Below are 24,492 nucleotides of genomic sequence, written 5' to 3' on the forward strand. Positions count from 1 at the left end.
CTATATCGCGTTTTCATTCTTACTTCTTGCGTGATCTATTGCGCTTTGTTTGCGAGATCCACAGCAATGTTTCTGTGTTTTTGTAAAAGAGGCCGCATATCAAGTCGGGTAATTTTACCCTCTTTGACGAGTAACTCCCCACCAACAGCCGTATAGTTTGCATTCGCAGGCGTGCAGAGCATCAGCCCCGCGACAGGGTCCAGTTCAGCGCCTGAATGATAAAGCGGGTCCAGTTTGAAAGCTGCAAAATCAGCCTGATATCCCGGTGCCAGAATACCAACGTCATCCCGGTTAAGAACGCGTGCGCCGCCAACAGTCGCAACTTCTATCGCTTCGCGAATTTTCATGCCGCGCGCACCGTGCTTAACACGTTGTAACAACATCGCCTGCCTTGCTTCGCCCAAAAGATGTCCGCTGTCATTTGATGCCGATCCATCGACACCAAGGCCAACTTTCACCCCTGCGTCGTACATTTCACGGACGGGTGCTATGCCAGATCCCAAGCGCATGTTTGAGCAAGGGCAATGGGCAACACCTGTTCCACTTCGGGCAAAAAGAGAAATCTCGTCCGGGTTCAACTGAACACAGTGTGCGTGCCAGACATCATCACCAATCCATCCCAACTCCTGTGCGTATTCACCGGGTGTCAGACCAAATTTCTCCTTACTGAACGCAATATCCTCGACATTTTCAGCCAGATGTGTGTGCAGTCCCACCCCCATTGAGCGGGCCAGGACAGCTGATTCCCGCATCAAATCCTGAGAGACAGAAAACGGCGAACAAGGTGCTAAAGCAATGCGAAGGCGCGATCCCTCGGACGCATCGTGATAGGTTTCAATAAGACGCTGACTGTCTTTTAAAATAGCGGCCTCATTTTCCACAAGACTGTCAGGCGGCAAACCACCGTCACTTTCCCCTACAGACATTGATCCGCGCGTGGCATGAAAACGGATGCCCATTTCCATTGCTCCCTCGATAGAATCATCAAGTCGACTGCCATTGGGAAAAAGATAGAGATGATCACTCGTTGTTGTGCAACCAGATAGCAAAAGCTCTGCAATCCCGACCTGTGCTGAGACCTTGATTGCATCCGGTGTCAAGTGAGACCAGACAGGATAGAGTGACTGTAACCACGGGAAAAGCGGTTCATCCTGTGCAAATGTTCTGGTCAGGGATTGGTACAGATGATGGTGCGTATTCACCAAACCCGGAAGAACGATATGATCCCTGAGATCAAGTATTGTGTCAGCCTCGTGAGGAAGTTCATCAGCAGGCCCCACAGCCTTAATAACACCATCCACGGCGTAGAGAGCACCATCTTTCAACTCTCTGCGGTTCTCGTCCATCGTGAGAAGAACCCGCGCGTTTTTAATCAGCAGAGTTTTCATATCGTTCTATTTGTCCAGTACTCTTATGCTTCGTCAGAAGCGTCTTTTGGAATAATCAGGTTCAGGACAATTGCCAGAAATGCCGCAGGAACCAAACCAGATGTTAACAGTATTTTTGCTGTTTCAGGCATTGTTGCCACAGCTTCGGGTACAGACTTAAGCCCCAAACCAATTCCCAAAGAGACCGCGATAATCACCATGTCACGACGAGTTAAAGCCGTCATGGACAGTAACTTGAGCCCTGCCCCGGCAATCATGCCAAACATAATAATCGAAGCCCCGCCAAGCACTGCATTCGGCATAACCGAAATTACAGCACCTATCTTTGGAAATAGACCAGCGACAATAAGAAAAATCGCACCGCATGTTACCACATGCCGGCTCATCACACCCGTTAAGGCAACCAACCCGACATTTTGGCTGTAGGATGTGTTAGGCATTGCCCCGAAAAGCGCCCCAACAGCCGTTCCCAGACCATCAGCCATCGTCCCACCAGCAAGCTCTTTATCCGTCGCTTCCCGACCAGCACCACCCGTTGTGATCCCGGAAATGTCACCAACTGTTTCTATGGCACTGACCACAGAGACCAACAGCATTCCCAAAACTGCCGCCGTATTGATCTCAAATCCGTATTGCAACAGGGACGGAACAGAGAACCACCCCGCAGAAGCAACCCGGCCAAAGTCAACCATTCCCATTGGAATAGCGACAAGATACCCAACGATCAAACCAATAAGAACTGCCGAAGCTGAGAAAAAACCCTTGGTCATAAACTTCACGCCCAGCGTCACTACAATAACCAGTGTCGCAAGGAAGATATGATGCCAAGCTCCAAAGTCAGGCACTTTACCTGCCCCACCCGCAGCGTATTTAATTCCCACGGGAATAAGAGCCAGACCAATTGACAGCACGACAATACCGGTTACCAAAGGCGGCAAGATACCACGAATGCGGCCAATAAAAGTCCCGAGGATGAAGTGAAAAACACCCCCGATAGCCGCCGACGCAAAAAGAGCGCCGAGACCCGCCGTTTTCACAATGGGGATCATAATGGGAATAAAGGCAAAGCTTGTTCCCTGAACAATAGGAAGACGTGCCCCAATCGGACCAATACCAATGGTCTGCATAAGCGTTGCGATCCCCGCAACAAACATCGCCGTCTGGATCAGGAATATTTTGTCCCCACCGGATAACCCGGCAACACCAGCAATAATAATCGGCACAGTGACGTTACCCGCAAACATTGCCAGAACATGTTGCAAGCCAAGCGGCACAGCCTCTTTTAACGGTGGGCAATAGTTTGGATCTTTCAGGGTTTCCGCATCCACGGTCCCCTCTGAGCCTTTAGATTGAGTTACTTCAGTCATATTAAGGTTTCCCCCTGTTGGTTAAACCAGCCGGATATTATTTTTAGTATCCCGGCTTTTTGGGATGTGACGCTTTGGTATTTTGAGAAATGAAAGCAACACCCCGGCGACTATCGGACAAGTCAGGCTTAAAGCTAACTCCCGCGATAGGTTGAATAGCCATATGGCGATAGCAACAGGGGAACGTGATAATGCTGGCCTGCTTCAGCAATGCCAAAGCGAATGACAATAACATCAAGAAAGGCCGGATCAGGAAGATCCAAACCTTTGCTTTTCAGATAATCGCCAGCATGAAAGTGAAGTTCGTAACTACCTTTGGAAAATTCGTTTTCCCCGAGAATAGGACCATCAACACGCCCATCTTCATTTGTAATTACATCCTTCAGTGGGATGGTTTCACCAGTACGGAAAAGCTCTATCCGCAATCCCGATGCTGCGATACCAGATGCTGTATCCAGTACGTGCGTTGTTAAATATCCCATATTACCTCACCCTGAAGAGCTTTTTCATTATTATGTGAGGCAGTATGTCGCAGTCCGTATGAACGCAAAAGAAGTCTTTTTAGATCATATTGATGCCATTAAGAGATCAATTGAGTGAAATATAGTCACGTAATGCCTTCTCTGCATGCCTAGCAAAGATAGAAGGCGCAAGGGAAAGTTGGCGTGTAGAGTTGGTTAGAACAACAAGTCGATCACAGGGAATATCTTTATCCGTAAGTTCGATGTGCGCCAATAATCCCGCCTTTCTCTCTACCTCAATCCCGAGGATAGTCTGAAAAGTTACATAGTCAGATTTTCGCGCCATAGATCGCATAAAACGTAGGGAATTCGCTTTGATAAAAGACTTCGGCTTTGATTTTAGCTTGCTCAGCGGTACATCAATAATCCGCGCCAAAGAAAGATTTCCTGCGGGCAAAGCCAAGGGATATTTCAAACAGTCCTGAAAGGTGCACTTATCCCTTTTGGCAAGAGGGTGTTTGGGCGCAACAACCGCACCAACCTTGAGCTCCCAACTCACCATTTCACGTAAGCTGTCATGATCGGGTGGATTAAAGGTAAAACCAATATGCGCCGCCGCTGAGGAAATCATACGGCTAACTTTTTCAGAGCTAGTTATGGTGACTTCCAAGGTAATACCTGGATAGCTTTCGTGGAAGCTCTGCGTTAAATCCGGCAAGACAGCATCAGCGACGGATTCAACCGATGCAATCCGAACAATACCCTGCTTGATCCCTCTCAGATCATCCAATTGCTCACTGACAGCTTCAAAGTCGGACAAGACAGTTCGTGCATGCTGAAGCAATAACTCACCAGCTTCGGAAATACGCAAGCCCCGGCCAACACGTTCAAAAACCTGAACACCAAACTCTTCTTCAAGACTCAGAATCTGTCTGTTTACTGCTGACGAGGCAATGTTCAATTGTCGTGCTGCTTCGCGGATAGAGCCATATTCCGCAACTGCCACAAAGTACCGTAAAGCGGGAGAATACAATGTATGAGAACGCTCAATTTTCAATTATTCATTCCCCTCAGAAACAAGAGCCCCCAAAGGTATATTGAGATATATACCAGACATAATAAGGGGCAATTTCAGACAATCAGTTTGAAAATATGATCTTTTCTTATAGCCTAAGACAAAATCATCACAACAAGAACCGTCAAAGAATGAAATCTCATAATAAAAACTGTCGGATCATTTCATGCGCATAGATAACGCCTTTGTCTCAACCGCTTTCCGATACTTTGCAGCTACTGCTGAAGCAGGCTCTATCCGAGCGGCTGCGCGGGAACTGAATATTGCCTCGTCAGCAGTAAACAGGCAAATTTTGATGTTGGAAGAAGCTCTCGGAATGCCGCTTTTTGAAAGGACAGGGCGGGCGATGGTTTTAACCGAAGCCGGGCAGGTTCTTCTCAGTCAAACCAGAATTTCCTTGCGGGATTACGAAGATGCACTGGGCGTCATTGATGAACTACGCGGCCTTCAACGGGGGCGCGTCAGAATTGCAACCGCTGAATCGGTTTCCGTTAATCTGCTTCCAAAAATACTGGCCAACTTTTCAGAACAGTACCCATCCATTGAAACATTTTTGACAGTTACTGTCGCCGATGCTGTTACCGAGATGGTTCATTCTCGCGATGCGGATTTAGGCTTTACTTATAATCCTTCAGCCCTTGACGGTCTTGAAATTGGGTTTGAGAAAAGTATCGAAGTTGGTGCCATTGCATCTTCGAACCATCCCTTAAGTAAACAAAAGCAAGTCAGCCTCGCCGATTGTTTCCAATACCCTTACGCCTATCCAGCTCCGGGCCTTAGCCTGCGCCTTGCACTTGATGCGGCAACTGAGAGTATCAACAGCGCTCATCATAAAAAAAGAAAACCAATTCTGGAAGCAAACTCGTTGAGAGTCATGGCGGCGATGGCACAGGAAGGGCGTTGCATCACCTTTCAAACCCGTGTGGGAATAGAGCACCACCTCAAATCCGGAGCCCTGACATTCCTGCCTCTCACGGATACGAACCTACCTATGGATCGCCTGATGCTTATTAGGCAGTCGAGTAAAACACCATCCCCCGCAACTCAGATGTTTGAAAAATTTGCCGTTGATTATTTGGAACGGCACCCAATCAAGTGATGCCTTTTTTAGTCCTCAGACATCTAAACATTATTCTTTTTAGATCACAAAAATACTGCCATACTAATATGTAACGATAAAAAGCGTTAGCAATGTTACAGGACTAAACCTTACAGGGCTAAACGTCATATTCACATAAAGTTATATACTATACCTAGTATACAATTCAGGGGAGTAAAGTCGCATGGGGCGACTGACAACACATGTATTGGATACCGCACGCGGTATACCAGCTAAAAATATGACCATTGAGCTTTGGAAGCACAAGGGTGAGAACTGTAGTTTTGTGAAACGCGTTCAAACCAACGACGATGGTCGTGCAAATAGCCCTCTGTTAGACGACACAGAATTTACAACTGCCCAATACGAACTAAGATTTATGGCTGGTGACTATCTGAAATCACAAGATGATAACCTCCCCGATCCTTTATTCCTTGATATAATTCCGATCCGTTTTGGGATTGCTGACAAAGATGCCCATTACCATGTGCCCCTTCTTATTTCGCCTTTTGGCTATTCAACCTATCGCGGGAGCTAACAGTAATGCGACAAAGTGTTAAATTCCTTCGCGACGGCGAACTGGTCGAACTTAACAATGTAGAGCCAAATGAAACCCTGCTCGACTATTTACGCTTGAGAGAAGGGTCATGCGGTACCAAAGAAGGATGCGGCGAAGGTGATTGCGGTGCCTGTAGTGTGGCGATTGGCTCCCTGAAAAATGGAAAGCTGGAATATCAAGCTGTTAACAGTTGTATTCAGTTACTGGGGATGATGGACGGAAAAGAGATCATAACCGTTGATGATCTTTCAAAAAGCTCTCGGGCAAAAGGTTCTCAGGAACTCCACCCTGTTCAAGATGCAATGTTACGCCACCACGGATCACAATGCGGTTTCTGCACCCCGGGCATTGTGATGTCACTCTTTACCCTTTACCACGCGGAAATAGAAGCAAACAGAAATACAATCAACGATCAACTGGCCGGAAATCTGTGTCGTTGCACGGGCTATCGTCCAATTATTGATGCCGCACTGGAAAGCTGTACAGGAAAAGCCGAGGATCGCTTTCACGAAGACGCCCAGGTAAGAACGGACAAACTCAATAAACTGGATGACAAAGAAGATCTGTTTATCGGGGATGACGCAAAATTTTTTGCCGCGCCAGCATCCACGAAAACGCTGGCCTCAATTTACGAAAAACATCCCGATGCGGTGATCGTCGCGGGTGCAACCGATGTCGGCCTCTGGATTACCAAACAACTGAGAGATCTTCCCAAGATCATTCATATCGGGCGCGTTGCAGAACTTCAAAAAATCACCCATAACAACGATGAGATTACCATTGGTGCTGGCGTAACCTATGCCAATGCAAAGGAAATACTGGCCACTATTGATCCAGATGTTGCCGAGATTATCCGCAGGATTGGATCAACTCAGGTTCGCGCATCAGGCACAATTGGCGGTAACATTGCAAATGGGTCCCCTATTGGGGATAGCCCACCTTTACTTATCGCCCTGAATGCAAAGCTATCCTTGCAAAAAGGAACACATTCCAGAGAAATTGATCTCGAAGACTTTTTCATCGATTATGGCAAACAGGATCGAAAAGAAGGTGAATTTGTTAGCAAGATCCGTGTGCCGAAGCTGTCTAGTAATGAATCTTTCCGCAGTTATAAAATAAGTAAACGCTTTGATCAGGATATATCCGCGCTACTGGCAGCATTCAGACTGACCATTGATAACGGTAAGATTACACAAGCCCGTATTGCTTATGGCGGTATGGCTGGTACACCGAAACGGGCCGAGCATACAGAAAAAGCGTTACAAGGCATCGACTTGAATGCATCCCAAACATGGGAGAAAGCTGCACAGGCTTTGGAACAGGATTTTACCCCTCTCTCTGACATGCGTGCCTCTGCTGGGTATAGAATAGAGGCTGCAAAAGGTCTTTTGATTAAAGCCCTTCATGAAATATCGAACGAGAAAGCTGGTCAACAGGGCAATCAAACAAGAGTTATTGGTGTAAGGGAGGCTGTGTAATAAAATGCTTCACAAGTCACCTGTCACAAACGACTCAACAGCTACTGTCGGTAAAAACAACAAACACGATAGTGCAGAACGGCATATTAAGGGAACCGCGCTCTATATCGACGACATTCGTGAACCGCAAGGCACAGTTCACCTCGCCCCCGGCTATGCACAGGCCTCTTGCGGTAAAATCAAAAGCCTCGATGTAAGTGCTGTAAAATCTGCCCCCGGCGTTGTCGCCGTCTTAACAGCCAAAGACATTCCCGGGGTTAACGATTGTAGCCCGGCAATGGGCGATGACATGATCCTTGCTGATGGACACATTCTCTTTCATGGACAGGTTGTCTTTGCCGTCGCAGCGAAAAGCCACCTAGAGGCAAGAAAAGCCGCCAGATTGGCCAAGATCGAAATAGACGAAACAGCACCGATGGTGAGCGTGGAAGATGGCCTTGAAAAAGATGCATCCGTCTTGCCACCTTACGAGTTTTTACGCGGTTCTCCGGATGAAATGATCAATTCTTCCCCCAACAAGATTGCTGATAGTTTTCATATTGGTGGACAGGAACACTTTTACCTCGAGGGTCAGATCGCCATGGCCATTCCCGGGGATGATGGTGAGATACTGGTTCATTCATCAACCCAGCATCCGACAGAAATTCAACACACCGTTGCCAAGATGCTTGGTGTACAAGACGCTGCCGTTGTTTGCGAATGCCGCCGCATGGGGGGCGCCTTTGGTGGTAAAGAATCACAGGCCGCACAATGGGCTGCATTATCGGCCTTGGCTGCCTACGTCACAGGACGCCCGGCAAAGATGCGGCTTGATCGCGATGACGATATGATCATGACGGGCAAACGTCATGATCAGGCCTGTCACTGGCAAGCTGGATATGACGATCAGGGGAAGCTGACCGCCGTCAACGTTGAGTTCAATTCACGTTGTGGCTGTTCTGCAGATCTTTCCCTTGGAGTTAATGACCGCACGATGTTCCATGCGGATAATTCCTATTACTATCCGCAAGCACGCATCCTGTCCCGCCGCGTGATGACCAATACCGTTTCCAATACCGCCTTTCGGGGCTTTGGTGGCCCCCAAGGCATGGTCTTTTCAGAACGCATGATGGACACGATTGCCATTAAGCTGGGTATGGACCCACTTGATGTACGAAAGATCAACTTCTACGGCGATGAAGATCGCGATATCACACCGTTCGGTATGAAGGTTCAGGATAACATCCTCGATGAGCTTGTTTCAGAACTGGAAAACACCAGTGATTACCGTAACCGCCGTAAAGAAATAGACGCCTTTAACGAAAAAAGCCCCTTCCTCAAAAAAGGCCTCGCGCTTAATCCGGTAAAATTCGGGATATCCTTTACCCTCAAGCATCTCAATCAGGCTGGTGCCCTTGTCCATGTTTATACCGATGGATCTGTACAGGTTAATCACGGCGGCACCGAAATGGGACAAGGACTTTACACCAAAGTTGCGCAGGTTGTTGCCGAAGAATTTGGTATTGATCTAGAGCATGTTCGAATAACGGCGACCAAAACAGATAAAGTACCCAATACCGCCCCCACAGCTGCTTCATCAGGTTCTGATATGAACGGTATGGCAGCGAAACAGGCTGCTGAAACTATCAAAAATCGACTGATAGACCTAGCAAGCAAGCTCTATCAGGTGGATAAATCAACCATCAGCTTTGCCCATAACAAAGTAAAAATTGGGGACCGGGAAATTGCCTTTGCGGAACTGACACAACAGGCTTTTCTGGAACGGGTATCACTTTCTTCAACAGGGTATTATGCAACACCACATATTACCTGGGACCGAGACACCAAAGATGGCCGCCCGTTCCTGTATTTTGCCTATGGAGCCTGTTGCGCGGAAGTCACCATTGATACACTGACCGGAGAGATGAAAGTGGACCGGGTCGACATTCTGCACGACGTCGGAAAATCCCTGAACCCAGCCATTGACATCGGACAGATCGAAGGTGGTTTTGTTCAGGGCATGGGCTGGTTGACCACAGAAGAACTCGTCTATGATGATCAGGGACGTCTTCGGACTCATGCACCATCAACATATAAAATTCCGACGGCTTCCGATGTACCTGAAGATTTCCGGGTAAGTTTATGGAATTCAAGTGGAAACAAAGAAGATACTATCTATAGATCAAAAGCCGTTGGTGAACCCCCGGTCATGTTAGCTACGGCTGTTTTCTCGGCCGTAACCAATGCTATAGCCTCGCTTTCCCCCGGACAAGTACCGCAAATAAACACACCAGCCACCCCTGAGAATATTCTTCGCTCGGTTCAAGATATGAAACAAAAAGACAGAACGGCCGGAGAAGAATAATGAAAGTCTGGTCACTCATCGCAAAACATCTGGAAGACACGGGTTGTTGCGCCATGGTGACCATGACAGAAGTTTTGGGCTCTGCCCCGCGAGAAGCTGGAACACGTATGATTATTCGTCCAGATGGTGGCTTTCACGGAACGATAGGTGGTGGGACACTCGAATGGCATGTTCAGGCAGAAGCACAGAAACTCATGCGCAACCCGAAAGCGTTGTTAAACTTCAGCCAACATGCCCTTGGTCCGGAACTTGGTCAGTGCTGTGGTGGCGCAGTCAAGTTGCTCATCGAAGTCTTTACCAAAGAGCAGCTACATGAAGTTAAAGAGCTAGCGGCCCAAGAAGAAACGGGCCCCTTTTCAACACAAGGCCATTTTACTGCTGATCGTGTTATCCGTGAAGTCATCAATAAGACACACAATAAGCTGAGCTTTGATGCCAACGGTGATATTCTGGAAAACTTCGGCGAAAAAAAGCGTCAGGTTTATCTCTACGGTGCGGGACACATCGGGCGCGCGTTGATGCTCAATATCGCGGCGCTGCCCTTTGATCTTGTCTGGATTGATTCCCGTCACAATGCCTTGCCATCGGTTACAGCCGGTAATGTCGAGAAAATCTATACACCAACACCTGTAGAAACCTTGGCCACGGCACCAGATGGTGCTTTTATCGTGATTATGACCCACAGCCATTCGCTTGATCTTGATTTGGTCAATGCTGCCCTTGCAGCAGAACGCTTTGCTTATGTCGGGGTAATAGGATCGGACACAAAAAAAGCGCGCTTTAAAAGCCGCCTGAAATCATTTGGCATGGAAAAAACAAACGTCGAGAAACTGATCTGCCCGATTGGGATCGACGGTATAAAGTCCAAACATCCGGCGGCAATCGCCGCATCCGTGACTGCAGAATTACTTATAAAAGACGAGGAAGTATCCAAACAGGAAGCAGGTTTGGATTCCAATAATATGACAGACTTAAATAGAGTTGAAAAAACTGTGAAGTTTGTCCAATAAGACAAAAAAATGAATAAAAACTAGTAAGTTAAAAACCGGAGAGTTAAAAACTTACTGAACTGGGATAATAGGCTTATTGGGAGGGCAAGCAATTGGGGGATCATGTATCCACAAAAGTCGGCACAGCTGCAACGACAGATTATCTGTTGGAAGCACGCGGAATCACCAAGATGTTCGGGGATTTGGCCGCGAATGATGATGTTACGCTCAAACTTGCCCCGGGTGAAATTCACGCCCTGCTCGGCGAGAACGGGGCGGGAAAATCAACGCTTGTCAAAATTATCTATGGATCATTACAGCCCACCAAAGGCTCTCTGCATTGGCTGGGACAAGAAGTATCCATAGCCAACCCCGCTGCAGCCCGGAATTTGGGTGTCGGAATGGTGTTTCAACACTTCTCCCTGTTTGAAGCCTTAAGTGTTGTTGAAAATATCGCCCTCGCCCTGCCCAAAGACACAGATATCAAAAACCTTTCCCAGAAGATATCTAATGTTTCCAAAGAATATGGTCTTCCGCTGGAACCCACTGCTTTGGTTGCGGACCTATCCGTCGGCGAACGACAGCGTATCGAAATTGTCCGTTGCCTTTTACAAGAACCACGCCTGTTGATTATGGATGAACCAACAGCAGTTCTAACACCCCAAGAAGCAGATCAACTATTCCTGACACTGGAGCGTCTGGCAAAAGAAGGTTGCGCCGTTCTTTATATCTCTCACCGTCTGGATGAGGTTAAACGACTGTGCCACGACGCAACGATCTTGCGTATGGGCAAAGTTGTCGGACATGTTGACCCACAGGAAGAAACAGCTGCCAGTCTTGCCAGATTAATGGTAGGTGCCGATGTTCACGCGATTAATGCCAATAGAGAACACAATCCTGGTGAGACACTGCTGAAACTCAACAAACTATCCCAAGCTGCTGATGGTCCTTTTGGTGTTTCCCTTGTGGATATCAATCTGGATGTCAAAGCAGGCGAAGTTGTTGCCATTGCAGGTGTTGCCGGCAACGGACAATCAGAACTATTTGATGCGATTTCAGGTGAGCGCATCGCAGATAGTGCTGGAAACATTCAAATCGACGGACGTGATAGCGGTTTGGACACGATAACGGAACGTCGGCGAAACGGGGCAGGCTTTGTTCCGGAAGAACGGCTGGGTCACGGTGCCGTTCCGGGCCTTTCCTTGTCAGAAAATATCGTTCTGACCCGCCATTCTGATGATGCAGGTCTTTCAAAATCCGGGTTTATTGACCGAGAACATGCTGTTGCAATCAACGAACGGATCACCCGAGATTATGATGTTCGCAAAGGCAAACCAGACCCGGAAGCCAGATCACTGTCTGGCGGGAACTTGCAAAAATTTGTTGTTGGCCGAGAGCTGGATCGTAAACCAAAGGTTCTTGTGATCAACCAGCCTACGTGGGGCGTAGACGCCGGGGCTGCGGCCTTGATCCGGCAGGCAATGATCGATCTGGCCTTGGCAGGATCTGCTGTTCTGGTCGTATCCCAAGATTTGGACGAAATTTTTGAAGTCGCCGATAGAATTGCGGTAATTTCACGCGGTCAACTCTCAGAGGCTTTCCCGGCCAGTGATCTTACATTAGAGAAAATAGGCTTGCTGATGGCCGGTGCCCATGAAAAGAAGATCCCAAAGAAAAACCAAGAGAAAACCGGGACAGATGAGAAGGTAAGCGCATGAAACTCGTGTTGGAAAAACGTTCCGAACACTCGGAATTCATGACCCTTATGTCACCGCTTTTGGCGATTGCTCTGACGGTTTTCACTGGTGCCATCATTTTTGCCGTTCAGGGGCTCAATCCCTTCGAAGCACTCTATGTGTATTTCATAGAACCTTTGACATCAATGTGGTCACTGGAAGAGGTCTTTGTTAAGGCTGCTCCTCTCATTTTGATTGGTGCTGGTCTATCCGTTTGTTATATGGCCAACGTCTGGAATATTGGTGCAGAGGGCCAGTTGACCATGGGCGCGATTGTGGGATCAATTGTTCCTATCGTTTTCACATCCTGGCAATCACCGCTAACACTGGTTGCGATGATTACGCTCGGCGCTTTGGGTGGTGCGCTCTATGCTGCAATACCCGCTTTTTTAAAGAACAGATTTAACGCGAACGAAATCCTGACGTCCCTGATGTTGGTCTATATTGCGCAACTCTTTTTAGACTGGGTTGTTCGCGGTCCCTGGAAAGACCCAAAAGGCTTTAATTTCCCACAATCCATTGCCTTTGAAGGTTGGCAGTTATTCCCAACCCTCGGGGATGGTCGTGTGCATATCGGAATTATCCTTGCGGTTATCGTCGTTGTTATCCTCACTGTTCTCATGAGCAGAACACTAAAGGGCTTTGAGATACTGGTTATCGGGAACTCCCCTCGTGCTGGGCGTTTTGCAGGGTTCTCCAGAAAAAAAATTGTCTGGTTCTGCCTACTGCTTTCCGGTGGTTTGGCGGGAATTGCTGGAATTGGCGAGGTCGCAGGCCCAAGCGGACAACTACAGCCAACGGTCTCACCCGGCTATGGTTTTACAGCTATCATCGTGGCCTTCCTTGGTCGCTTGAACCCCATCGGCGTTCTCTTTGCCGGGATCATGCTTGCCATCACCTATATCGGCGGAGAAGCCGCGCAGATTGATCTGGGCGTATCTGATAAAACAGCACAGGTTTTCCAAGGCATTTTGCTTTTCTTTATTTTAGCGTGTGACACCTTAATCCTCTATCGGATCAAGATGCTGACCTCGACCAAACAACAATCAGTAGCGGCGGAGTAAGACAAATGGATGCAACACAAGCTGTCATCTTGACAATTATCACCGCCTCAACCCCTTTGTTACTTGCTGCAATTGGTGAATTGGTCACGGAAAGATCAGGTGTTCTCAACCTGGGTGTCGAAGGCATGATGGTTATGGGGGCTGTCTGTGGATTTGCCGCAGCCTACACCACTGGTAATCCCTACATAGGTATTCTCGCCGGTGTGCTAGGGGGCGTTGCCCTCGCCTTTTTCTTTGCTATTCTGACACAAACACTCGCGACTAATCAGGTCGCGACCGGACTGGCTCTTACGCTTCTAGGGCTTGGTCTATCAGGGCTTATCGGGGAATCTTTTGTTGGACTTCCCGGTGTAAAATTACAACAGCTTTCCATCCCGTTCTTCAGCACAATTCCCTTTATCGGACCAATTCTCTTTGGACAGGATATTTTGGTCTATACCTCTGTCGCTCTGATTTTTGGAACGACCTATGTTCTGTTTAAAACCAGAATAGGCCTGATCATTCGATCTGTCGGGGATAATCACAATTCAGCCCATGCATTAGGGTACAATGTAATCGCCGTCCGGTATGCCTGTATTATGTTCGGTGGGGCTTGTTCCGGTCTTGCAGGAGCTTATCTCTCTCTGGCCTATACGCCACAATGGATTGAGAACATGACAGCCGGGCGCGGCTGGGTCGCGTTGGCTTTGGTGGTCTTTTCGACTTGGTTACCCAAACGTCTTGCAATCGGCGCTTATCTCTTTGGTGCTGTGTGGATCATGGGTCTCTATGTACAGGCGCTTGGCTTCGGTATACCATCACAGTTCCTGTCATCATTACCTTACGTTGTAACCATCATCGCGCTGGTCATTATTTCTGGCAACAAAACGCTAACTCGTGTAAATACACCAGCATGTATCGGTCAAACCTTTGTTCCAGATCGGTAATATAGAATTCTCTGGTTGATCGAAACACCCGTGGCTTTACGTCATAGAGAACAACCGGGGAAACAGAATTAATACGGACGTCATCGCATAGATCGGCCAGCGCTGGTGTCAAAATAATGAAACGGCCACGAGGAGTTCTCTTGATCTTAAGAGAGCTCACTAATCAGGGAAGGATAACCCAAATGAAGAAAATCTTGGGATTTGCCGCCGCGATCGCACTATCCTTAGCGATAGTTCCGGCATCTGCTGCAGATAAGCTGAAAGTCGGTTTTATTTACGTTGGCCCCGTTGGTGACCACGGTTGGAGCTATCAGCACGACCAGGGCCGTAAAGCCATCGAAGAAAAATTTGGCGACAAGGTTGAAACAACCTTTGTCGAAAAAGTAGCCGAAGGCCCCGACGCAGAACGTGCAATTGAACGTCTGGCCCGTAAAGGTTCCAAACTGATTTTCACAACTTCCTTTGGTTTTATGGAACCAACTCTGAAAGTTGCCAAACGCTTTCCAGATGTAAAATTTGAACATGCAACGGGTTACAAACGTTCCGATAACGTTTCGACCTATTCTTCACGTTTCTACGAAGGCCGTTACATCATCGGACAGATTGCCGCAAAACAATCTAAATCCGGCGTAGCGGGCTACATCGCGTCTTTCCCAATTCCGGAAGTTGTTCGTGGTATCAATGCCTTTATGCTGGGCGCACAGTCTGTTAACCCAGATTTCAAACTGAAAGTCGTTTGGGTAAACTCATGGTTTGATCCAGGTAAAGAAGCCGATGCTGCTAAAGTTCTGATCGGTCAAGGTGCTGACATCATCACACAGCACACAGATTCAACTGCACCACTTCAAATCGCACAAGAACAGGGCGTACACGGTTTCGGTCAAGCATCTGATATGATTGCCTTTGCCCCAAAAGCACAGCTTACTTCCATCATTGATGACTGGGCGTCTTACTATGTCAGCCGTACACAGGCTGCGCTAGATGGCACTTGGAAATCCGAAGACACATGGGGTGGCCTGAACGAGAAAATGGTTGTGATGGCAGATTACACAAATCTTCCCGACGACGTGAAAAAGATGGCTCAAGAAACTGAAGCCAAGATCACATCCGGTGAACTGCACCCATTCCAGGGACCGATTACCAAACAGGACGGTTCAGTTGCCGCCAAAGAAGGTGAAACAGTTGCCGTTGGTGAGCTTCTTGGCATGAACTGGTACGTTCAGGGTGTTGACGATCAGTTGCCACAATAAAAGTTACAAAGGTGCCCAATAACTTAACATGTTGAATTCGGCATCTTGAAGAAAACACTGGGACACCACCAACCCCTGAAAAATCAGGGGTTGGTGCCCAGATGAAAAGATAAGCTTTAAAAGAAAAGCTGGATAGCCAGAATGATCGGGGCCTAAAGGGCTTACCTTTTCATTCAGCTATCAAAACAAGATTACAAAAAAAAAATGATAATCCCAAGACCTATTGTCTGGTGGGTAAACCTGCAAAGATCAATAATCTTGGATATAGAAACTTGCCTGTTGGAAAAGGCTTGGCATCTATCTTGTCGTGCACAAAACATGACCAGATGCCCAAGCTTTCTTACACCAAGCAGTCGAGTATGCAATGAAGATCAACTGCCGAATTTCCGGCTGATAACGCCAAGGTCATATGATGACAAACAGAGATCAAACAGCTGCCACGTTACTCCGCGGTGCGACCGTTAATTTTACCGATAATCCCCGTATCAAGGGTGATGATAACTCGGTCCAGTACGAAGCCAAGGGCGCTGTTGTTATCAGCGAAGACGGGCGTATTCTCTGGCAAGGTGCCTTTGTTCAATTGCCGGATGAATTTAAAGATCTGCCGTGCGATGATTACGATGATAAAATCATAATGGCCGGGTTTATTGATCCACACATTCATTTTCCGCAATACCGTATTCTCGCGGCCCCCGGTAAAGATCTTCTGGACTGGCTCAATCGTTTTACCTTCCCCGAAGAGAGCCGCTATAGCTCGGAAGAATATGCTGCCAAAGCAGCAGAGTTTTTCCTTGATCGTCTGTTTGCCAATGGCACCACTTCTGCCCTCGCCTTTTGTTCTGTTCACAAGACTTGTGCCGACACCTTATTTGCAGCTGCTGAAAAGCGCGGTATGTCCATGATCACCGGAAAGACAATGATGGACAGGCTTGCGCCTGATGCTGTTCTAGATACGCCAGAAACAGCGGCAAGAGACTCACAGGACCTAATCAACAAATGGGATAACAAAGGTCGCCTGAAATACGCCATCACACCACGTTTTGCCGTTACCTCGACCGATGCACAGTTACAAGTAACTGGCGATCTTTATAAAGATAATCCTGATTGTCTCATGCAAACTCATCTGTCAGAAAGTCCCGGCGAGATTGCTACAGTACAAAAACAATTCCCGTGGTCCAAGGATTACACCGACGTTTACGACCACTTTAACCTGTTGGGCGAAAATTCTTTTTTTGCCCATGGTATCCACCTGTCCGAACGGGAATGCCAGCGCCTTGCCGAAAGCAAATCCACTGTGGTGCATTGCCCGACATCCAACAATTTCCTTGGGTCCGGCCTGTTTGATATCGACCACCTGTCCAAACCGGAACGCCCCGTGGGTGTCGGCGTAGCCACAGACGTCGGCGGCGGCACCAGCTATTCCATGCTGCAAACCTTGGGCGAAGCCTATAAAGTCGCCATGCTCAAGGGACGGAAAATAACCGCGCACGATGCCTTTTATCTCGCCACCCTTGGCAATGCCAAGCAGCTCAAACAGGATAAAGACATTGGTAATCTGGAAGCAGGAAAGTACGCTGATATAGTTGTATTAGATCCCAAAGCCACGCCCGTACTTGAAAGCCGTCAGGAAGTTTCAGAAAACCTCGAAGACGTCCTCTTCTCCCTCATGATCCTCGGCGACGACCGCGCAATCTCAGCTACCTATGTGGCGGGAGAACGGGTTTATAAGGGATAAAATTATTCATCTTCATCCATTGGGACGGCTGTCAGTCAACTCACAGTCGTCCCAATCAACTCTGTGATAGCCATTGGACAGATATTTCCAACTGGTCTTAAAAGCTGTGTAATCTAGTTCTAAATCGTTATAGAGACCCAATCCTTTAAGTTTTCTTTCAAATTCTTCCCGGGATTTATAAAAGAGGGCTTCTCCTGACTCTGTAGAGAGAATGAAATAGTTTTCCTCATTACGGATACGAATTTTATATCCGTTACGTCCTCCATCACATTCCAGATATTCCGCAGGGAGTTGTAAACCAACATAATATCCAGGCATAATATCATGATCGACGACTGTCGCCTGAATAATAACGTCACCATCTCTACGAATAGTGTAATTATCCGGCCGGGTAAAATTGTGATAATAATATTCTTTATCAGAGTTGAATGCCTGAAAAACGAGATAAAGCATTCCCCAACCAAGCATGACACCGAAATATATAAGATATCTTTTGATCTTACTCAAAATCTTTGTCCTCGTAGCGATATACGATTTTAAAAGGAGTTCCCTTGCCATGCTCATCTATCGCAAGTTCATTTAAAAAATTTCTGGAGGTGATCCTGACTTTATCCACAATATCTGCGTCTTGGGGCATAGCCATTACTTTGGGTTCAAAATCATATCCTGCGTCATATATTCGACCATTCGCCGGATTGGTGGACACATGACCATGAACTTTAAGATCATCAAGAGGCATAGGAGCTGCTATCTGACTATCTTTACTGGTTCTCCACACTGTTAATTCCCTGCCGTCAACGACAAGAGGTTTTCCACCCGCATTTCGCCACCACCACTTCGCCTGTTCATAAGTCAGCTTATTCCTCTTACCAGCATGACCCATCAACAAACATTCTGAACATCCTGTCGTCTAACTGTTCTCTTTTCTGTTCTGCTTGTTCCTTGTCATTACCGTATAAAATTCCAGTATAATCCATTCCAATAACTTCCCTTATCAAATGATGAGAGATAAGGATTAGTCCAGAAGTCTATTAATACAATTCATCTCAATAGTTCACGTAAATTACGATCAAACCTTACAATCACTTTAACAACCAGACACCAGCCAAATACGCCACTTCTTGATACTTCATTAGACTGTTAGGGTAGATAATATCCTGCTTTTTCTCCATCGCGGCCAAGGCTTGTGGTGTAACTAGCTGTACTTCCAGATCGGGGATAGCTTGTATTAAGGCCTCCATTTTGAAGGTATCGGGGCCGCCAGCGAATTTGCCTTTTTTGGCGCGCTTTTTAATGGCGACTTTCAAGATATCGTTTTCTCTAAAGAAATTCGAGATTTTGCGCTGAAAATTAATAACATCCACAGCTTTGTCACTATCCCCAAGGGAAATCTTGCGCGTCGGTAGCTCGTGATGGACCGGGCCATCTAATGTAGCTTCTATAACGACCAGAATAGCTTCGTTACTTTTAAGTTCGATACCGCAAATCTTCATCAGATTTCCATCGTTAAGAGTTTAAATCTTCTTCAGTCTTAAAGCAGTTAAAGCAATCTGCAAAGATTTGAATAATCCCGTCACCAATCAGACAAAGATAAATTGAACCTTATGTTCTGTACGTCCGACCTATTAGGTATCCAGCGGAAACCCGGCAACAATATCTGGAATGGAAAAGGCTCTGATTTCCGCCCTGATTCTTATTTAGCAGGAGTACGAAAAATGAGTAACATCCAAAAAATCAAAACCCTTTGCGCCATCACTTCCGGCCTGTTTGCTGTGAATTACCTGATACTTGCAACGACGCCTGCCATGGCAGAATGTACAACTCAAGCTACAGGACAAACTTCAGGGCAAAACAATTGCAGTCGTAACACGTCGGCTACAACGACATCACCACGGACAGCCACTGCAAAATCTTTGTCCGTGAAAAGGACACAATATAAAGTTGTTGTGCCGCCCCGGCCCACGGCACCCAGAACGATTGTGCAAAAAAGAAAGAACGTCGCCCCGATCAGATCCCAGAACAAACGAGGCAGTGGTCCAGTTTACGGTCTGCCCAATGGCACGCCAGATCTGGTTGTATTGCCTGCATCAGCAGGAACAAACGGTATGCCGAACAGCGGTTATTGCGGCAGCTGGAATGGCGGTAATCAATCCATTCGCTGGATCATCAGAAATGCCGGTACAGGAATGGCCCCTGCGAGTGTGGTCAGTGTCGGGTTTGATGTTCCCCTTGGTCAGCCTTGGAATGATACCTACCCAACGCAACAAAGCTTGAATGTGCCACCACTGGCCCCCGGACAACAATTTGCGATGTCACACCCAATTGATCCAGTATCCTGGTCACCAACCGCACATCCCATAGTAAGCTTTGGTTTCTTTGCTGATTATCACGCAACCATCGATGAGGTTTCCGAAGCAAACAATCATGTGGAATACGCCCGTTGCTTGGGACCAGCGACATAAAAACGGACACCTATTTAAGTTTGTAAATAAGACTGTGGGTTTATTCCACGGTCTTATTTGCACCTTAAAGTAACCTTTTCTTGCCTTTTTCCTCTCCCTTTTACACCACAATAATCCCACATCTTGAAAGCCTATTCTCACAAAAAGATAGGAACGATCTGATGAAAAAATCAGTACGCGGATTAATGACAGGGCTTTTAACATCAACAGCACTTTATGGATTTTCTTCCCCCCTCATCGCCTCAACTGCCTTTGCAGATAATCAACAGGGGCAACCACGCATAGAAGTTGCTTTTGTTCTGGATACCACCGGGTCGATGGCCGATCTGATTGACGGGGCAAAACGCAAGATCTGGTCCATCGCCAACACGATCGTTGATATTCACCCCGATGCCAATATTGAAATGGCCCTGATAGGTTATCGCGACATCGGTGATGACTACGTCATCAAATCATATGATATGAGCCCTGACATACAGGGACTTTATGGCAATCTGGTTCACTTCCAAGCCAATGGCGGCGGCGACACCCCCGAGGCCGTGAACGAAGCGCTGGACGCTTCCGTTCGCCAACTTGATTGGACAGAAGGCGAAGACACCCAACGTATTGTCTTCCTTGTCGGAGATGCCCCGCCACATATGGATTACGACAACGCCCCGAAATACCCCGAGGTTATCAAGAAAGCCAGAAAAGAAGGCATTATTGTTAATGCTGTACAGGCAGGCGGTGATCGGGAAACCAAGAAAATCTGGAAAGAAATCGCCCAACTGGGTAACGGACGCTATATCCCCATTCCACAGGATGGTGGGCAAATCAAGATTATCGAAACGCCTTTTGACCGGGATATCATTATCCTGCAAAAACGTATTGATGAAACCGTTATTGCCTATGGATCAGAAGAAGAACAGTCAGCGGTACAGGATAAAATGGAGCTGAAAGAAGCGGCACCAAGTTCTGTACAGGTTGAGAATTCCAAATTTTATTCCAAACGTTCTTCGGTCAAGGAAGTTATAACGGGCGGTGGTGATCTGGTTGCCGATATCAAAAATGGTGCCGTCTCGCTTGATAAAGTTGAGGACGATAATCTACCAAAGGAATTACAGGGTAAATCCGATGGGGAAAAACAGGCCTATATCAATGCCAAGCTAGAGGAACGCGAACAGCTTGAAAAAGCCATGAGCAAGCTGATCACAAAGTATGATGCTTACGTTGCACAAAAAGCAAAAGAACAGGGCAAGACGGACTCATTTGATCAGGCTGTTCAGGAAACCCTAAAAAAGCAACTGTATTAAACTATACGTGATTGGGGGTGATAGAGCTGAATTCATCCCCATATGTTATAGTACAAAAACAAGAACTCCCATATGGTATCGTTAATACCAAGAACACAAAGTAATGAGTAAATTAAAGGCCAAGAGAGAATAAAACGGATCAATAGCATCGGTGATTATATATGAAGAAATTCAGCGCGGGATTACAGGAACTAACCATTCTCGAAACCGAGAAAATTCGCGTCACTCGCTATTCTGAATTTCTTCTTCTCTATCTGGAAAATCTGAATTTCTCGCAACAAATAATTTGCGATTTTGGCTGTGGCACCGGGGTGCTTGGTATCTATGCCGCCAAACGTGGCGCTCAGCTTGTAACCGGATTTGACATTGATCCCGATGCAATAGATTTAAGCAAAGAAAACATAGAGATAAACGATTGTTTTAATTTTCAACCTCACCCGATTGGTAACAGTGTTATTGATGAAACATACGATTTCATTATCTCTAACCCTGCGTCTCTACCGACTGTAAAAGCATCTGGGAAAGAGTTTTTCAGCGGCGGGATCTATGGCATTGATATGATTCAGGATCTTTTTGATTTCAGCGCCCAGCATCTCAAAAAAGACGGGCGTTTATTCTTTTTACAAACCAGCCTGTCATCGATCAACAAAGCCGCGAACTATGCTCATGACAAAGGCTTCAACTATAAAATCATCGGCGTTTTTCAAACCGAAATCAGAGATCATTATCAGGAATTCTGGCATCGCGTTGAACACAATCAACGCACAGGCGATGCCCACTTTGTTGAAATCAACGGTGTCCATTCCGAGATTGTTTACTTGGTAGAGGCCAAATACCGAGAAAGGCCCTAAACGAAAAAAGACCTGAAATGTTGGTCATAACATTCCGGGCCTTTTTCATATTCTAAACCAAAACAGACTTTGGTTTAAGTCCGTGTCCGCCGTCTTTGACCTGATGGTTTACGACGCGCAGGTTTTCCAGTGGGTTTCGCTTTGCCGTGTGCTGTTGCGCCGCGGGCTGGACCGTCAGAAGAAGTCCCGGAAGCTGGTCCTTTGTCATTTGCTCGACGACGCCCCTGCCCGGCATGCGTTGTAAAGAAAGCTTTCCCGCCTTTACTACCGTCTTTCTTTTTAGCGTAACCTCTGGCACCCGGCTTGTTATCACCTGTACCAATGGGTTGATGCGCAGGAACCAGATGTTTTTTACCCGGACCAATAAGATCAGCACGTCCCAGATTTCTGAGTGCTTCGCGCAGGATTGGCCAATTTTCAGGGTCGTGATAGCGAAGGAAAGCTTTGTGCAAGCGACGCTGTTTCATACCCTTTGCCGTATGGACCACTTCACCACTGTGACGACGGATCGGGCGTAACGGATTGCGCTCGCTGTGATACATTGCCGTGGAAAGGGCCATAGGGGATGGAATAAAGTTCTGAACCTGATCTGCCCGGAAGCCATTTTGCTTGAGCCAGACAGCAAGGTTCATCATGTCTTCATCTTCACAGCCCGGATGTGCCGCAATGAAGTAAGGAATGAGGTATAGCTCTTTACCAGCCTTTTTCGCCGCCGCATCGAACATGGACTTGAAGCGCTCATAGGTACCAATACCCGGCTTCATCATCTTGGAAAGCGCGCGTTCTTCAGTGTGTTCCGGAGCGATCTTCAAATAACCACCCACATGGTGGGTCACCAGTTCTTTGATATAGGTCGGGCTTTTGACCGCAATGTCATAACGAAGACCGGACTGGATAGAGATCTTTTTAACGCCCTTGATATCACGTGCCTTGCGATAAAGCTGGATCAGGCTTTCGTGACTGGTATCAAGGTTTTTACAAACATCCGGATACACGCAGGACAGGCGACGACAGACCTTTTGAATTTTGTCATCCTTACAGGCCATGCGGTACATGTTGGCGGTTGGGCCGCCCATATCGGTAATCTGCCCCGTAAAGCCATCAACCTTGTCGCGGATATCTTCAATTTCCTTAAGGATTGATTCCTCGGAACGGCTTTGAATAACCCGGCCTTCGTGTTCGGTGATGGAACAGAAAGAACAGCCACCAAAACATCCGCGCATAATATTCACGGAAAAGCGGATCATATCCCACGCGGCAAGCTTGGCATCACCATAAACTGGATGCGGCGCACGGGCATAGGTCAGATCGAACACGCCATCCATTTCTGGCGTGGTAAGCGGGATCGGCGGCTGGTTAATCCAGATATCGCGATCACCGTGTTTTTGCACCATAACACGGGCATTACCTGCGTTACTTTCCAGATGAACAACGCGAGATGCCTGAGCATACAAGGCTTTATCTGCGATAACTTCTTCGTATGACGGCAGGCGGACAGCGGTTTTATTCTTATCTGCATCACGCAGTTTCTTACGGGCTTCAGCACGATCGGGTATATGATGAAGATCATTGTCGTCATCAATGTCCGTCATATCGGCAACGGTCCAGCCTTCGGGAATTTCTTTTCGGGCAACCACGGTACCACGGATATCATCAATATCCTTTGGCGCTTCCCCCGCTGCAACCCGGTGGGTCAAATCAACAATGGCACGCTCTGCATTTCCATAAAGAAGGATGTCGGCTTTACTATCAATCAGCACGGAACGACGGACCTTGTCAGACCAGTAATCATAATGGGCTGTTCGACGCAGAGAGGCCTCGATACCGCCGATAACAATCGGCACATCTTTGTAAGCTTCGCGACAGCGCTGTGAATAGACGATGACAGAACGGTCCGGGCGTTTGCCGCCCTCATCATTCGGTGTGTAGCTGTCATTGTGACGAACCCGACGATCAGCCGTATAGCGGTTGATCATTGAGTCCATATTACCGCCAGTTACTCCATAATAGAGATTTGGTTTGCCCAGCGCCTTGAAAGCATCTGCATTTGACCATTCAGGCTGTGCAATGATGCCGACCCGAAAACCCTGTGCTTCGAGAAGTCTTCCCATAATCGCCATGCCGAAACTGGGATGATCCACATAGGCATCACCCGTGACGATAATCACATCACAACTGTCCCAGCCAAGCAGATCCATTTCTTCACGAGACATAGGCAGGAACGGAGCAATGCCAAAACGCTGCGCCCAGTATTTTCGATAGGAAAAGATGTTCTTGGCTTCGCTTCCAGCTTCTTTTTCGGCACCAACGTTACCCGCTTTTTTTCGGGCTTCGTTTTTCATACCGCTTTGGGGCGCACAACTGGCTGCATTTTTGGCAATATTGCAGGCTTCCGACATTACTTTGGCCTTCGCTA

21 protein-coding genes are annotated in these 24,492 nt (G+C 47.3%); 13 read left to right on the top strand and 8 right to left on the bottom strand.

What is annotated here, in order from left to right:
- Positions 1-35: 35 nt before the first annotated feature.
- The 4 genes from BKB51_RS00870 to BKB51_RS00885 form a co-directional block, all read right to left on the bottom strand.
- Complete coding sequence (locus BKB51_RS00870) at positions 36-1,388, bottom strand: 8-oxoguanine deaminase (protein ID WP_085899213.1); 1,353 nt, start codon at positions 1,386-1,388, stop codon at positions 36-38.
- Between the two features lie 23 nt (positions 1,389-1,411).
- Positions 1,412-2,755, bottom strand: coding sequence for a uracil-xanthine permease family protein (locus BKB51_RS00875; protein WP_085899214.1), 1,344 nt, complete (start codon positions 2,753-2,755; stop codon positions 1,412-1,414).
- Positions 2,756-2,889: 134 nt separating this feature from the next.
- On the bottom strand, positions 2,890-3,237 hold the full coding sequence (gene uraH / locus BKB51_RS00880) for a hydroxyisourate hydrolase (RefSeq protein WP_085899215.1): 348 nt from the start codon (positions 3,235-3,237) through the stop codon (positions 2,890-2,892).
- Positions 3,238-3,343: 106 nt separating this feature from the next.
- Positions 3,344-4,273 (bottom strand): LysR family transcriptional regulator, encoded by a 930-nt coding sequence (locus tag BKB51_RS00885; protein ID WP_198946587.1) that lies wholly within the window; start codon positions 4,271-4,273, stop codon positions 3,344-3,346.
- 184 nt (positions 4,274-4,457) lie between these two features.
- Here BKB51_RS00885 and BKB51_RS00890 point away from each other — a divergent pair, with 184 nt between their 5' ends.
- The 10 genes from BKB51_RS00890 (at position 4,458) to guaD (ending at position 17,471) form a co-directional block, all read left to right on the top strand.
- Positions 4,458-5,390, top strand: coding sequence for a LysR family transcriptional regulator (locus BKB51_RS00890; RefSeq protein ID WP_085899216.1), 933 nt, complete (start codon positions 4,458-4,460; stop codon positions 5,388-5,390).
- A gap of 184 nt (positions 5,391-5,574) precedes the next feature.
- Positions 5,575-5,928: a hydroxyisourate hydrolase gene (uraH, locus tag BKB51_RS00895; RefSeq protein ID WP_085899217.1), complete on the top strand. Its 354-nt coding sequence runs from the start codon at positions 5,575-5,577 to the stop codon at positions 5,926-5,928.
- 5 nt (positions 5,929-5,933) lie between these two features.
- Positions 5,934-7,427: a xanthine dehydrogenase small subunit gene (gene xdhA, locus BKB51_RS00900; protein WP_085899218.1), complete on the top strand. Its 1,494-nt coding sequence runs from the start codon at positions 5,934-5,936 to the stop codon at positions 7,425-7,427.
- Positions 7,428-7,431: 4 nt separating this feature from the next.
- On the top strand, positions 7,432-9,771 hold the full coding sequence (gene xdhB / locus BKB51_RS00905; protein ID WP_085899219.1) for a xanthine dehydrogenase molybdopterin binding subunit: 2,340 nt from the start codon (positions 7,432-7,434) through the stop codon (positions 9,769-9,771).
- Positions 9,771-10,781 (top strand): xanthine dehydrogenase accessory protein XdhC, encoded by a 1,011-nt coding sequence (gene xdhC, locus BKB51_RS00910; RefSeq protein WP_085899220.1) that lies wholly within the window; start codon positions 9,771-9,773, stop codon positions 10,779-10,781. Before xdhB ends, xdhC begins: the two co-directional genes overlap by 1 nt.
- A 92-nt stretch (positions 10,782-10,873) precedes the next feature.
- A complete protein-coding gene (locus tag BKB51_RS00915; RefSeq protein WP_245813189.1) occupies positions 10,874-12,478 on the top strand; it encodes an ABC transporter ATP-binding protein in 1,605 nt (534 codons plus the stop codon).
- Positions 12,475-13,560 (top strand): ABC transporter permease, encoded by a 1,086-nt coding sequence (locus tag BKB51_RS00920; protein WP_085899221.1) that lies wholly within the window; start codon positions 12,475-12,477, stop codon positions 13,558-13,560. Before BKB51_RS00915 ends, BKB51_RS00920 begins: the two co-directional genes overlap by 4 nt.
- 5 nt (positions 13,561-13,565) lie before the next feature.
- Positions 13,566-14,486 (top strand): ABC transporter permease, encoded by a 921-nt coding sequence (locus BKB51_RS00925; protein WP_085899222.1) that lies wholly within the window; start codon positions 13,566-13,568, stop codon positions 14,484-14,486.
- 182 nt (positions 14,487-14,668) lie between these two features.
- The gene (locus BKB51_RS00930; RefSeq protein ID WP_085899223.1) at positions 14,669-15,736 is read left to right on the top strand and encodes a BMP family ABC transporter substrate-binding protein; all 1,068 of its coding nucleotides are present in this window, start codon (positions 14,669-14,671) and stop codon (positions 15,734-15,736) included.
- Between the two features lie 409 nt (positions 15,737-16,145).
- Positions 16,146-17,471 (top strand): guanine deaminase, encoded by a 1,326-nt coding sequence (guaD, locus tag BKB51_RS00935; RefSeq protein WP_218043932.1) that lies wholly within the window; start codon positions 16,146-16,148, stop codon positions 17,469-17,471.
- A 12-nt stretch (positions 17,472-17,483) separates the two neighbouring features.
- On the opposite strand, the gene BKB51_RS00940 is transcribed toward guaD, so the two are convergent.
- From BKB51_RS00940 to BKB51_RS00950, 3 genes are all read right to left on the bottom strand, one after another.
- A complete protein-coding gene (locus BKB51_RS00940) occupies positions 17,484-17,978 on the bottom strand; it encodes a hypothetical protein (RefSeq protein WP_085899225.1) in 495 nt (164 codons plus the stop codon).
- Positions 17,971-18,354, bottom strand: a complete 384-nt coding sequence (locus tag BKB51_RS00945) for a hypothetical protein (protein WP_085899226.1) — start codon at positions 18,352-18,354, stop codon at positions 17,971-17,973. The genes BKB51_RS00940 and BKB51_RS00945 overlap by 8 nt, the downstream gene beginning before the upstream one ends.
- 199 nt (positions 18,355-18,553) lie before the next feature.
- Positions 18,554-18,964 (bottom strand): DUF3010 family protein, encoded by a 411-nt coding sequence (locus BKB51_RS00950; protein WP_085899227.1) that lies wholly within the window; start codon positions 18,962-18,964, stop codon positions 18,554-18,556.
- A gap of 222 nt (positions 18,965-19,186) precedes the next feature.
- Between BKB51_RS00950 and BKB51_RS00955 the strand changes: the two genes are divergently transcribed.
- The 3 genes from BKB51_RS00955 to BKB51_RS00965 all read left to right on the top strand — a co-directional run bounded on the left by BKB51_RS00955 (position 19,187) and on the right by BKB51_RS00965 (position 22,076).
- Complete coding sequence (locus BKB51_RS00955; protein WP_085899228.1) at positions 19,187-19,933, top strand: CARDB domain-containing protein; 747 nt, start codon at positions 19,187-19,189, stop codon at positions 19,931-19,933.
- A 161-nt stretch (positions 19,934-20,094) separates the two neighbouring features.
- Complete coding sequence (locus BKB51_RS00960) at positions 20,095-21,225, top strand: vWA domain-containing protein (RefSeq protein WP_088245191.1); 1,131 nt, start codon at positions 20,095-20,097, stop codon at positions 21,223-21,225.
- Between the two features lie 161 nt (positions 21,226-21,386).
- Positions 21,387-22,076: a methyltransferase gene (locus tag BKB51_RS00965; protein ID WP_085899229.1), complete on the top strand. Its 690-nt coding sequence runs from the start codon at positions 21,387-21,389 to the stop codon at positions 22,074-22,076.
- 74 nt (positions 22,077-22,150) lie between these two features.
- On the opposite strand, the gene BKB51_RS00970 is transcribed toward BKB51_RS00965, so the two are convergent.
- Positions 22,151-24,289, bottom strand: coding sequence for a YgiQ family radical SAM protein (locus BKB51_RS00970; protein WP_218043962.1), 2,139 nt, complete (start codon positions 24,287-24,289; stop codon positions 22,151-22,153).
- Between the last annotated feature and the right edge of the window lie 203 nt (positions 24,290-24,492).

The sequence above is a fragment of the Kiloniella majae genome, from assembly GCF_002118315.1.
GTDB lineage: Bacteria > Pseudomonadota > Alphaproteobacteria > Kiloniellales > Kiloniellaceae > Kiloniella > Kiloniella majae.

Excerpts from the sequence above, each read along its gene's own strand:
- BKB51_RS00870 (WP_085899213.1), bottom strand. The coding sequence starts at position 1,388 with ATGAAAACTCTGCTGATTAAAAACGCGCGGGTTCTTCTCACGATGGAC.
- BKB51_RS00875 (WP_085899214.1), bottom strand. The coding sequence starts at position 2,755 with ATGACTGAAGTAACTCAATCTAAAGGCTCAGAGGGGACCGTGGATGCG.
- uraH (WP_085899215.1), bottom strand. The coding sequence starts at position 3,237 with ATGGGATATTTAACAACGCACGTACTGGATACAGCATCTGGTATCGCA.
- BKB51_RS00890 (WP_085899216.1), top strand. The coding sequence starts at position 4,458 with ATGCGCATAGATAACGCCTTTGTCTCAACCGCTTTCCGATACTTTGCA.
- uraH (WP_085899217.1), top strand. The coding sequence starts at position 5,575 with ATGGGGCGACTGACAACACATGTATTGGATACCGCACGCGGTATACCA.
- xdhA (WP_085899218.1), top strand. The coding sequence starts at position 5,934 with ATGCGACAAAGTGTTAAATTCCTTCGCGACGGCGAACTGGTCGAACTT.
- xdhB (WP_085899219.1), top strand. The coding sequence starts at position 7,432 with ATGCTTCACAAGTCACCTGTCACAAACGACTCAACAGCTACTGTCGGT.
- xdhC (WP_085899220.1), top strand. The coding sequence starts at position 9,771 with ATGAAAGTCTGGTCACTCATCGCAAAACATCTGGAAGACACGGGTTGT.
- BKB51_RS00920 (WP_085899221.1), top strand. The coding sequence starts at position 12,475 with ATGAAACTCGTGTTGGAAAAACGTTCCGAACACTCGGAATTCATGACC.
- BKB51_RS00925 (WP_085899222.1), top strand. The coding sequence starts at position 13,566 with ATGGATGCAACACAAGCTGTCATCTTGACAATTATCACCGCCTCAACC.
- BKB51_RS00930 (WP_085899223.1), top strand. The coding sequence starts at position 14,669 with ATGAAGAAAATCTTGGGATTTGCCGCCGCGATCGCACTATCCTTAGCG.
- guaD (WP_218043932.1), top strand. The coding sequence starts at position 16,146 with ATGATGACAAACAGAGATCAAACAGCTGCCACGTTACTCCGCGGTGCG.
- BKB51_RS00945 (WP_085899226.1), bottom strand. The coding sequence starts at position 18,354 with ATGGGTCATGCTGGTAAGAGGAATAAGCTGACTTATGAACAGGCGAAG.
- BKB51_RS00950 (WP_085899227.1), bottom strand. The coding sequence starts at position 18,964 with ATGAAGATTTGCGGTATCGAACTTAAAAGTAACGAAGCTATTCTGGTC.
- BKB51_RS00955 (WP_085899228.1), top strand. The coding sequence starts at position 19,187 with ATGAGTAACATCCAAAAAATCAAAACCCTTTGCGCCATCACTTCCGGC.
- BKB51_RS00960 (WP_088245191.1), top strand. The coding sequence starts at position 20,095 with ATGAAAAAATCAGTACGCGGATTAATGACAGGGCTTTTAACATCAACA.
- BKB51_RS00965 (WP_085899229.1), top strand. The coding sequence starts at position 21,387 with ATGAAGAAATTCAGCGCGGGATTACAGGAACTAACCATTCTCGAAACC.
- BKB51_RS00970 (WP_218043962.1), bottom strand. The coding sequence starts at position 24,289 with ATGTCTCGTGAAGAAATGGATCTGCTTGGCTGGGACAGTTGTGATGTG.